The sequence below is a fragment of the Streptomyces brasiliensis genome (assembly GCF_014647875.1).
GTDB classification, from domain to species: Bacteria; Actinomycetota; Actinomycetes; order Streptomycetales; family Streptomycetaceae; genus Streptomyces; species Streptomyces brasiliensis.
Genome location: NZ_BMQA01000130.1, coordinates 1 through 10952 on the forward strand (window position 1 = coordinate 1; position 10952 = coordinate 10952).

Consider the following 10952-nt stretch of genomic DNA (forward strand, 5'->3'; position numbering starts at 1 on the left):
AAGATCACACACTACCCGTTAGACGGCAGTTGGGGTACCTAACGAAGCCCTACTAGTGTCCTGAGTCTTTGATTCGCTCAATAAGTATGCTGGGTCCATGGGGCGAATGGGACGGCCGACGGTCGATGTGGTGCTTACCGACGATGAGCGCGAGACGTTGCAGCGCTGGGCGAAGCGCCGTACCTCTTCCCAGGCTCTCGCGCTGCGCTGCCGTATCGTGCTGGCTTGCGGAGACGGTGCGTCAAATACTCAGGTGGGCAAAGAACTTGGAGTCCACCCGGTCACGGTGGCCAAGTGGCGCAAGCGCTTCGCAGCCGATCGCCTGGAGGGGCTGGTCGACGAGCCGCGTCCCGGCGCGCTGCGCACCGTGAGCGACGAACGGGTCGAGGACGTGATCGTCAAGACCCTGGAGTCCACCCCGGCCGGCGCCACTCATTGGTCGACCCGGTCGATGGCCAAGGCCACCGGCCTGTCACAGTCGACCGTCTCGCGCATCTGGCGCACGTTCGGCCTCAAACCGCACATGGTGGACACCTTCAAGCTGTCCACCGACCCGCAGTTCATCGACAAGGTCCGCGACATCGTGGGCCTCTACCTCGCTCCGCCCGAACACGCGCTGGTTTTGTGCGTGGATGAGAAGTCCCAGATCCAGGCACTGGACCGCTCGGCGCCGGTCCTGCCCATGATGCCGGGCATGCCCGAGCGCCGCACCCACGACTACCTTCGCGGCGGCACCACCACACTGTTCGCCGCGCTGAACGTGGCCACCGGGGAGGTGATCGGCCAGCTGCACCGCCGCCACCGGGCCGCAGAGTTCAAGAAGTTCCTCGCCCGCATCGACAAGGAGGTGCCCGAGGGGCTGGAGGTGCACCTGATCTGTGATAACTACGCCACACACAAGACGCCGGCGATACAGCGCTGGCTCGCGGCGCACCCGCGCTTCCACATGCACTTCACCCCCACCTACTCCTCATGGCTAAACCAGGTCGAGCGATGGTTCGGACTGCTGACAGAGCGGCAGATACGCCGCGGCGTCCACAAAAGCGTCCAGACCCTGGAACGCGACATCCGCGCCTGGATCAAGCTATGGAATGAAGATCCGCGCCCGTTCACCTGGGTGAAGAGCGCCGACGAAATCCTAGAACGCCTCACCGGATATCTTCAGCGAATCAAAGACTCAGGACACTAGAAGACTGTTGAAGATCTTTTGCGTTCTGGTCCCGTACCGGTGGAGTCGGGGGCAGTCTTGTAGGCATGCAGGGGGAATGGGCCGGGGAGTTGGTCGGGCCGGATGTGTGGGAGACCTGCCGGGAGTTGATCCCGGCTGGGAGCGTGTTCGCGTTCCTCGCCGAGCATCGCGAGGTGCTGTTCCCGCCAGGGATGTTCACGGACATGTATCCCTCATCCAACGGCCGTCCGAGTCTGCCGCCGCAGGTCCTGGCCGCGACCGTGGTGCTGCAGAGCCTTAACGGGCTGTCGGACTTCGAGACAGTCCAGGAGCTGCGCTGTGACCTGCGGTGGAAGGCTGCCTGCGGGCTCGGCCTGTACGACATGGCTTTCGACCCGTCGCTGCTGACGTACTTCCGGCGCCGGCTGCGTCACTCGGCCGACCCGACGCGGGTCTTCACCAAGGTCAAAGAGGTCGTGGCCGCGACCGGCGTGCTGAAGGGCAAGCAGCGGCGGGCGCTGGATTCCACCGTCCTCGATGACGCGGTGGCCACCCAGGACACCGTCACCCAGATCATCTCCGCCGTGCGACGGGTGATCCGCGACGGGTGTGAGTAGTTGCGGTACAGGAAATCCCGGTGAGAACGATCATGGTTAGTTAACACAGAGGATGCGGCTGCTGCTGGGCTTCACGGAAAGGCAGTCGGGCGATCGTCGGTGCTGGCTACGGTCCGCCTCGTGCCGGTGGAGTTTCTGACTGATGAGCAGGCCGAGGCGTACGGGACGTTCACCGCGGTCCCCACGCGCCCGGAGCTGGAGCGGTTCTTCTTCCTCGACGATGACGACCGCGACCTGATCGCGCGGCGTCGTACGGATGCGCACCGTCTGGGCATGGCGGTGCAGATCTGCGCGGTCCGCTACATCGGCCGGTTCCTGGGAGAGGATCCGCTCGCGGTGCCGTGGGAGGTCGTGGAGTACCTCGCCGCGCAGCTCGGCATCGAGGACTCCTCGTGTGTGAAGCGGTACCCCGAGCGCAGGTCGACGGTGTACGAGCACGCGGATGAGATCCAGGAGCGGTTCAAGTACCGGGACTTCACCGACCGGAAGTGGGGCCGAGAGTTCCGCAGCTTCCTGTACGGGCGGGCGTGGACGCACGCCGAGGGGCCGGTGGCGCTGTTCAACCACGCGGTGACGTGGCTGCGCAAGAACCGGGTGCTGCTGCCCGGCGTCTCGGTGCTGGCCCGGCAGGTGTCGGAGGCCCGTACGGCGGCCGAGCGGCGCCTGCACGAGGCGGTGGCCCGGGCCGCGCACCGTGCCGATCCCGCGCTCGCGTCGGCACTGGCGGCGCTTCTCGACGTTCCGGAGGGCAAGCGGGTCTCGGAGCTGGAGCAGCTTCGGACGCCGCCGACGAAGACGACGGGGACCGCGATGGTGCGGGCGATGGAGCGGGTGGAGGAGATCTCCGCCTTCGCCCTGGGGCGGGTGAACTTGTCGCGGGTGCCGGTGAACCGGCTCTCCGCGCTGGGCCGGTACGGGCAGTTGAGCAAGGCGCAGACGATCGAGCGGGCGCCGGAGCCGCGGCGCACCGCCTTGTTGACGGCGGTGGTGCGGCAGCTGGACGCGCAGGCGGTCGACGACGCGCTCGACCTGTTCGCGGTGCTGATGGCGAACCGGCTGATCAGCCCTGCGCGGCGGGCGTCGGACCGCGAACGCCTGGCGATGCTGCCGCAGTTGGAGAAGGCCGCGCGCATCCTGGCGAAGGCGTCGAAGATCCTCACCGAGGAGCTGGACCTGGTCGCCGAGCACGACGCGGGCCTGGACGTCGCCGCGCTGTGGGCGGCCGTGGAGGAGGCGGTGCCGCGTACGGCGGTTGCCTCGGCGGTAGCGATGGTGGAGGCCCTGGTGCCGGAGGACGACGGGTTGGCGGAGGCGGCGATGCGCGAGAAGCTGGCCCTGCGCTACAACACCGTGCGCCCCTTCCTGTCCCTGCTCGGTGAGTCGGACGCTTTGGGCGCTGCCCTGGCCGGGCGGCGCCTGCTCAAGGCGGTGCGACGGCTTCCCGCGCTCTCGCGCCGGCGGGTCAAGGACCGGCCGCTGCTGCCCCGTGAGGTCGACGCCGAGTTGGTGCCCGCGATGAGGAAGCGGGCGGTGTTCTCCAACGCCAAGCTGCCCCAGGGCTCCGTCGACCGCGACGCGTACGTCGTGTGCGTGCTGGAGCAGCTGCACCGCGCGCTGAACCGGCGCGACGTGTTCGCCTCGCCGTCGAACCGGTGGGCTGACCCGCGCGCGAGGCTGCTGGACGGGGCGCGGTGGGAGGCGATGCGCCCGGACGTGCTCGCGGGCCTGTCCCTGACCGAGGACGCGGGCGAGCACCTGGCCCAGCTCACACGGGGGTTGGATGCGGCCTGGCGGCAGATGGCCGACCGCATGGAGGAGGCCGGCGACGACGCGAAGGTGGAGATCGTCGTCCCCGAGGGCGGGGGCCGCGCCACGCTGTCGGTGGACAAGCTCGGCGCGGTGGGCGAGCCCGAGTCACTGACCTGGCTGAAGAACACCACAGAGGCGATGCTCCCCAGGATCGACCTGCCCGACCTGCTCTTCGAGGTCCACTCCTGGACCGGATTTCTCGACGCCTTCGGCCACGTCTCCGACCGGCGCACCCGCATGGAGGGCCTGCTCGTCTCCCTGGTCGCGCTGCTGGTCTCGCAGAGCTGCAACATCGGCCTGACCCCGGTCATCGACCCGAACAACAAGGCCCTGACCCGCTCGCGCCTGTCCCACGTCGACCAGAACTACGTACGCGCCGACACCATCACCGCGGCGAACGCCGCGCTCATCAGTGCCCAGTCCCGCATCGAGCTGGCCCAGATGTGGGGCGGCGGCCTGCTCGCCTCCGTCGACGGCCTGCGCTTCGTCGTCCCCGTCAAGAGCATCAACACCGGCCCCTCACCCAAGTATTACGGCTACAAACGGGGCCTGACCTGGCTCAACGCCGTCAATGACCAGGTCGCCGGGATCGGCGCAATGGTCGTACGCGGCGGCACCCCGCGCGACAGCCTCTACACCCTGGACACCCTGCTGAACCTCGACGGCGGGGTGAAGCCGGAGATGGTCGCCACCGACAACGCCTCGTACTCGGACATGGCGTTCGGTCTGTACAAGATGCTCGGCTTCCGCTTCGCCCCACGCTTCCGCGACCTTCAAGACCAGCGGTTCTGGCGGGCCGACCTGCCCGACGGTGAGGGACCGTCCGCCGGGTACGGGCCGCTAGACGCGGTGGCCTGCAACAAGGTCAACCTCAAACGCATCGCCACGCACTGGCCGGACATGCTCCGCGTCGCCGGATCGCTCATCACCAACCAGGTTCGCGCCTGCGACCTGCTGCGCATGTTCGGCCGCGAGGGCCACCCCACCCCGCTGGGCGCCGCGTTCGCCGAGTACGGGCGCATCGACAAAACCATGCACCTGCTCGCCGTGGTCGACCCGGTCGACGACACCTACCGGCGCCTGATGAACCGGCAGCTCACCGTGCAGGAGTCCCGCCACCGCCTCGCCCGCGCGATCTGCCACGGCGACCGCGGGCAGATCCGCCAGGCGTACCGCGAGGGCCAGGAGGACCAGCTTGCCGCGCTCGGCCTGGTCCTCAACGCCGTCGTGCTGTGGAACACCCGCTACCTCGACGCCGCCGTCGCCCAACTCCGCGCCCATGGCCACGACATCAAGGACGAGGACGCCGCCCGCCTCTCCCCGCTCAAGGACCGGCACATCAACTTCCTGGGCCGCTACCTGTTCAACATCAAGGCCAGCGGCCCCGGCCAGGGCCTGCGCCCGCTGCGCGACCCGGACGCGCCCGAGCTGGACAAGGACGACGAAGGCGCGGACTGAACGCCCACGCCGGGTGATGCGGGCATATCAGCTGGCCTGCTCGGAAATCGCAAGCGCCGGCAGGGGACTTATGCCAGGCTGCCTGGTATGTTCGACTAAGCCTTGATTGATGCGGCCGACCTGGCGGCCTGCTCGATCTTCGCGCAGTAGGCTGCACGGGCTTCCTCATCGATCTGCTGCTCGTTTTCGGCGCGCACCCCGGTCCGGCCGTCGAGGCCCTCGCGCAGGATGTCGGCGTGCCCGGCATGCCGGATGGTCTCGCCGAGGACATGGACCATGATGGCGAACAGGTTCGTGTTGGGATAAGGCTCCGGCCACCACGGCACGTGTCCGGGGGCGTCGAGGGGAAGCTCGTTGATCGTCGCGTCCGAGTGTTCCCACGTGCGCCGGTAGAACCCGATGATCTGGTCGCGGGTCTCGTCCTCGGTCGCCCACTGATCGCTGCCGTCGGAGTCCTGCCACCGGGACAGCGGTTCCGGGGAAAGGCGGTCGAAGACCTCGCCGAAGTACCTGGCCTCGACGGTGGCCACGTGTTTGACCAGGCCGAGGAGGTTGGTCCCGGTGGCTGTCAAAGGTCTGCGGGTGTCGTATTCGGACAGGCCGTCGAGTTTCCAGAGCAGCGCCTCGCGGTCCCGCCGCAGTCTCCCGTGCAGGTTGTCCTTCGCGAATTTATCGATCATGCGACATGTACCTTCCATGGGCTGTTCGTGGTCTCAAGATCCCGTACGTGGTCCGCAACGGCCGGCAGGGCCGAGGCTTAGGACTCCTAACACAATGAGCTACCGGGAATGACTGTCTGTCAGAGAGACGTGGGGGTGGGGGTGGGGGTGGGGTGCGTGACGGCTCGCGGCCGACCCGACCTGCGACGGTTACTGCGCAGGAGAACTACACGCATGCTGTTCGGTGCCGTTCTCTGATCCCGTTGAGTAGTTCGGGACGGGGACTGGGGAGGCGGGCGGGTGCCAGGTGAGAATCCAGCCAGCGGTAAGCACCGCCGCGCCGCCTGCCAGGGCGATTGCGCCGCCTGTTCCGATGCCTGCGGCCACCGAGCCGAAGCAGGCCGGCCCGACGCCCTGCAGCGTCATGCTGCCGGAGCCGAGCAGACCGAAGGCCTGGCCCTGGCCATCCTGCGGCAGGGCGTCCAGGAACGGCCGTTGCAGGCCGAGACCGTAGGCTAATCCGAAGCCGCAGATCAGCAGCAGACAGGACGAGACGCCCACTCCGGGCTCGGCAGCGAAGCCGACCAGCGGCAGTCCCGTCAGCGCAATCAACGGGACTACCAGTCGCTCCCGGGTGGGTGGCCGTAGCAGTCGACCCACCAGCAGGTCACCGACAAGCATGCCGACCGGCAGACAGCCCATCAGCACCGCGTACCAGCCGGGCGCGAAGTGGCGTCCTCCTGCGTAGGCGACGAGCAGACCTTCCGCGCCCGCTACGAACGCGGGCGGCAGCCACTGGGCCAGCATCAGTCGTCGTACCGCGTGTCCGCGCAGCAGCAGGCGAGCACCGTGCAGGCTTGCCCGGACGGCCCCGCCATCGCCCCGAGCGCTGCCGGGTGTGCCGCCGAACTCTCCCAGCTCCAGCCGGGGTAGCCGGATGCGGATGGCGAGCGCGCAGCCGAGGTAGAGGGCGGCGCTTACCGCGAGCGCCCGGTGCGGGCCGAGTACCGCCACGACCGCACCTCCCAGCGCCAGACCGAACAATTGCGCACCGGAGGAGGCGATGTTATTCAGTGAACGGCCCAGTACATAGGCGTCGCCCTCCAGCCACTGCGCGACCATCCGACTCGACGCGCCGCCGAACACCGGTGTGGCGAGGGCGACCAGCGCCACGACACCGAGGCTTGCCGCGATCGGCATCCGCACCAGAGCGAGCAGCAGGGCGGCGGCGCACTCCAAGCCGTAACCGCCGGCGATGAGCGCGCGGGGCGGCAGTTGGTCGGCCAGTGAGCCCAGCAGCAGCGAGCCGAACAACTGCGGGAGAAAGCCGATGCCGAAGGCCAGTGCGCTCAACAGCGCGGAGCCGGTGGCCGCGAAGACCAGCACCGAGAACGTGGTGATCCGCAGCGAGCCCGCAGCGATCGCGACAGCGCGGGTCGAGAAGAGCAGCCGGAATCGCGGCTCGGCCAGCACCTCCCGGTAGGTGGCACGGTGATTGACCTGCGCGGGTTCGGCGGTTGGGGTCATGGCACCGAGCCTCGCCGTGCCCCCACGCCACTCACCAATGATTCGTCGCTGGACGAATCAGAACAGACGTCCCGCGATAGCATCGCAGGGTGCTCCGCTTCGAAGTCTCCACCGAGGACCTGCTGCGCAGCCGCTTCGCACTGTCGCCCGCGATGGACCTCTGCTTACTGCTACGCTCGCTCGCCGGCCTCGGCCAGCCGCCGCCGCGAGCCTGGGCCACCCGGCTCCTGCCGGTCTTTGAACGGCTTCGCCGCGAGACCGAACTGGACGCTGCCCTCGCCCTGCACACCCCGCAAGGCGGACCGAACTTCGTCGCCCCGCCCCCGCGCGGCCTCAACCAGACCTGGGCAGACGACCTGGCCACGATCCGGGCCACACCGCTGGAAGCTGCCCGCCACGAATTCGCCACCAACGCGACCGGCCCGTCCGCCCATGATCCCCGCGTACGCGCAGTGCTGGACTCCACGGACGCCGTCTCCAGGATCGCCGAGGCGATGGACCAGGCGTGGCACGAGCTGCTCGCCACGGACTGGCCGCAACTGCGCGCGATCTGCGAGCGCGATGTCGTACACCGGGTGGGTGTGATCGGCGAACACGGATGGGCCACGACCATCGAGAGCCTGCACCCGAGCATCGCCTGGCGCTCCGGCGGTATAGAGATCGGCTTCTTCCCCCCAGTCGGAAACGTCCGCCTCGCCGGCGACGGGCTACTGCTGATCCCTTCGGTCTTCGTCGGGAATATCGCCGCCCACCTGGAAGACCCCTGGCCCAGGACCTTGGTCTATTCAGCCCGCGGCACCGCCGCCCTGTGGGGCGAACAGGCGACCGTCCCCCAACCGGACGCGCTGACCGCTCTGGTCGGCCGGGCCCGAGCCCGGCTGCTGTTGGCGCTGGACGCCCCGGCCAGTACCAGCCACCTCGCCCGAAGCCTCGCCATGGCACCCGGCGCGGTTGGAGACCACCTCGCCATCCTGCGAGGCGCCGGGCTGCTCGTCCGCGCCCGGTCCGGACGGTTGGTGCTCTACCGGCGCACCCCGCTCGGCGAGGCGCTGGTCGCCGGTTCGGGCTGAGGGCTCAGATCAGCACTGCTTTTTGAGGCGCCGCCAGCAGATGATTACGCGGCCGAGGGCGAGGAAAGCCTGGTGGATATCGGCGCGGACTTCCCAGCGGGGATACGCAGTCGGCGGAACCAGCACAGAGTTGCGAAGGCCGCCCGGATCATGATCAATCTCACCAATAACCGCGACACCGCGACATGCGAGCCCACCAGTCGGCCGGAGCTCACCGGAACCCACCCGAGCGACACCGACCCCGATGCCGAGTGATTCTCACAAACGGTCCTTTACCCGAGCAAGATCAAATAGAGCCGCCCGGAGACCGCCAAGACCCCGATCGGTTCACAGAACCCGTTCTCACTCAAAAGCGGGATGGACCCCCTTCTGAGACTTGCATTGTGCGAAAATCCGGGTCCATGACGGTCCCTCAAACCCCTTCCCCGTCCGAGCGGTCGGACGCGGACGACGTCGAACGGCACGCCTGTCCGAAGTGTGACGCGCAGCCCGGATCACCATGCCGCTCGCGCGGCGGCGCGGTCACCTCCGCCTACCACACCCGCCGCTTCACCAAGGTGCCCCGCCTGAAGAAGGCACTGCGCGTACCGACCCCCGCGGACCGCGGGCCGGGCCAGCCGTGGCGGCCCGGCACCCCGCCCCCGGCACCCATCGACCCCGACCTGCCGAGCGCGGACATCCGCGTCGGATACGCCCGCTGCTCGACGCTGGGGCAGGAACTCGACTCCCAGCTCGACGCGCTCAGCAAGCACGGCATTCCCCGCGACAAGATCTTCAGCGAAAAGATCAGCACCCGCGTCCGCGTACGGCCGAAGTTCGAGGAGGCACTGAGGACGGCTCGGGAGATCAAGGCGCACGCCCCGCACTGCCGGGTCATCTTCACCGTGTACGAGATGAAGCGCCTCGGCCGCGACGCCGCCGAACTCACCGCGCTCGCCGACCACCTCACCGCCCACGGCCTCATCCTGGAGATGCTCGCCGGGCCCCTGCCCGGCATCTACGACCCCACCGGGCCCGGGAAGCTGCTCTTCGCGTTCTTCGCCGCGATGGCGGATACCGAGCGGGAGAACATCCGCGAGTCCACCCTCGAAGGGCTCGACACTGCGGCCCGCAAGGGCAAGCACGGCGGCCGGCCCCCAGTCATCACCGACGACATGCTGCACACCGTGCTGCGGCGCCGCGCGGGCGGCGAGTCCGTCGAGCAGATCCAGCCCGACCTGATCATCCCCACCGGCAAGCGCAAGGGACGGAACCCCTCGGTGGCCAGCATCTACCGGGCACTCGCCGAACACGCCAAGCGCGAGGCGTACCCCGAAGCCGTCGAGCAGGCCCACGCCGACTTCGCCGACCTCCACAACGCAGACGTCCCCCGGCCCCTCCCGGACGCCGCGGCGCTCAGCTCATGACCATGATCGTTCTCACCGGGATTTCCTGTACCGCAACTACTCACACCCGCGCGAGGTCCCCGGCGCACAGGAGACCGTGCAGCAGTGGTGCACGGCGCACGACTACACCGACCCGGGCAAGCCGAGGATCGCCTGGGACGACGAGCAGGCGCGCGCCGCGCTGGTCGACGCGCTGGTCACCGACGCCCTCAACCTGCTCGGGCACCTGCCCGAACAGGAACTGGGCGAGAGGGCGGCGAACGCGGTGGGCCTGCTGGCCCTGGTCGCCGGGCAGGACGTGGAGCCGGGGGACTCCGACGGGCGCGACGGCCGCTGGCGCATCGCGAAGCGCACGGTGGCGGACCGGACCGTGTCCACCGTCGATGCCGACGCACGGCACATCCACAAAAACCGAACCCGCCACCAGGACGGCTTCAAAGGCCATGCGTCCTTCGAGCCGGAGACCGGGCTGTTCACCGCGGTTGCCCTCACCAGCGGCCATGGCCCCGACAACCACGAGGCCGCCGTTGCCTGCGAGCTGCTGGCCGACGAGGACGAGGGCCAGGAGTTGACCGTGCTCGGCGACTGCGCCTACGGCACCGGCGACCTGCGCGCGCACCTGCAGGCCGCCGGCCACACCCTGGTGATCAAACCGCCACCGCTGCGGCAGGCCGTCCCCGGCGGCTTCACCATCGACGACTTCCACATCGATACGGCCACCGGCACCGCGACCTGCCCGGCCGGACACACCGCCAACCTCGGACAGGTCAAAGCCGACGGCGCTCGCACCGCCCAGTTCAAGCGCGTGTGCACCGACTGCCCCCTGCGCGGACGCTGCACCACCTCCAAGACCGGACGCACCCTCAACGTCCACCCCCAGCACGAACTGCTCACCGCAGCCGGCCACCAGGCTGCCACCGACCCCGTCTGGCAGGACGAATACCGCAGATGGCGGCCCCCCGTCGAACGCGCCATCGCCTGGCTGGTCGCCAAGGGAAACCGCCGAGTCCCCTACCGCGGCGTCATCGCCAACAACCTCTGGCTCCACCACCGCGCCGCCGCCCTCAACCTCCGCCGACTGATCAACCTCGGACTCACCCGGGCCAACGGCAACTGGCACCTCACCCCCGCCACCGCATAGCGAAAAGGGCCGCCCGGCCCACGACCGAACAGCCCTCAACAAGATTTTCAGCAGCCTTCTAGTAGGGCTTTGTTAGGTCCGGTGGTGGGGTTCGGGGGTTGGTGCGGGTTGGCCGCAT

Annotated in this window: 6 protein-coding genes and 2 pseudogenes; 6 read left to right on the forward strand and 2 right to left on the reverse strand. The window is 68.8% G+C overall.

The window, feature by feature from the left end; all coding sequences use genetic code 11:
- The first annotated feature begins 97 nt into the window (after nt 1-97).
- The 3 genes and pseudogenes from IEZ19_RS48090 (at nt 98) to IEZ19_RS48100 (ending at nt 5052) form a co-directional block, all read left to right on the forward strand.
- Nucleotides 98-1189 (forward strand): IS630 family transposase, encoded by a 1092-nt coding sequence (locus tag IEZ19_RS48090; RefSeq protein WP_189317691.1) that lies wholly within the window; start codon nt 98-100, stop codon nt 1187-1189.
- A gap of 65 nt (nt 1190-1254) precedes the next feature.
- Nucleotides 1255-1773, forward strand: a pseudogene (locus tag IEZ19_RS48095) (transposase); the annotation flags it as partial.
- Nucleotides 1774-1905: 132 nt separating this feature from the next.
- Complete coding sequence (locus tag IEZ19_RS48100; RefSeq protein WP_189317692.1) at nt 1906-5052, forward strand: Tn3 family transposase; 3147 nt, start codon at nt 1906-1908, stop codon at nt 5050-5052.
- Between the two features lie 95 nt (nt 5053-5147).
- Here the strand turns inward: IEZ19_RS48100 and IEZ19_RS48105 are convergent, their stop codons facing one another.
- Nucleotides 5148-5732, reverse strand: coding sequence for a DinB family protein (locus IEZ19_RS48105; RefSeq protein WP_189317693.1), 585 nt, complete (start codon nt 5730-5732; stop codon nt 5148-5150).
- 189 nt (nt 5733-5921) lie between these two features.
- Complete coding sequence (locus tag IEZ19_RS48110; protein ID WP_189317694.1) at nt 5922-7238, reverse strand: MFS transporter; 1317 nt, start codon at nt 7236-7238, stop codon at nt 5922-5924.
- Nucleotides 7239-7327: 89 nt separating this feature from the next.
- On the opposite strand from IEZ19_RS48110, the gene IEZ19_RS48115 reads away from it, so the two are divergent.
- From IEZ19_RS48115 to IEZ19_RS48125, 3 genes and pseudogenes are all read left to right on the forward strand, one after another.
- Nucleotides 7328-8308 carry a winged helix-turn-helix domain-containing protein gene (locus IEZ19_RS48115; protein WP_189317695.1) on the forward strand — a complete coding sequence of 327 codons (981 nt, stop codon included), beginning with the start codon at nt 7328-7330 and terminating at the stop codon, nt 8306-8308.
- A 401-nt stretch (nt 8309-8709) separates the two neighbouring features.
- Nucleotides 8710-9714: a recombinase family protein gene (locus IEZ19_RS48120; protein ID WP_189317696.1), complete on the forward strand. Its 1005-nt coding sequence runs from the start codon at nt 8710-8712 to the stop codon at nt 9712-9714.
- Between the two features lie 49 nt (nt 9715-9763).
- Nucleotides 9764-10834: pseudogene (locus IEZ19_RS48125) on the forward strand (transposase); the annotation flags it as partial.
- Nucleotides 10835-10952: the final 118 nt, after the last annotated feature.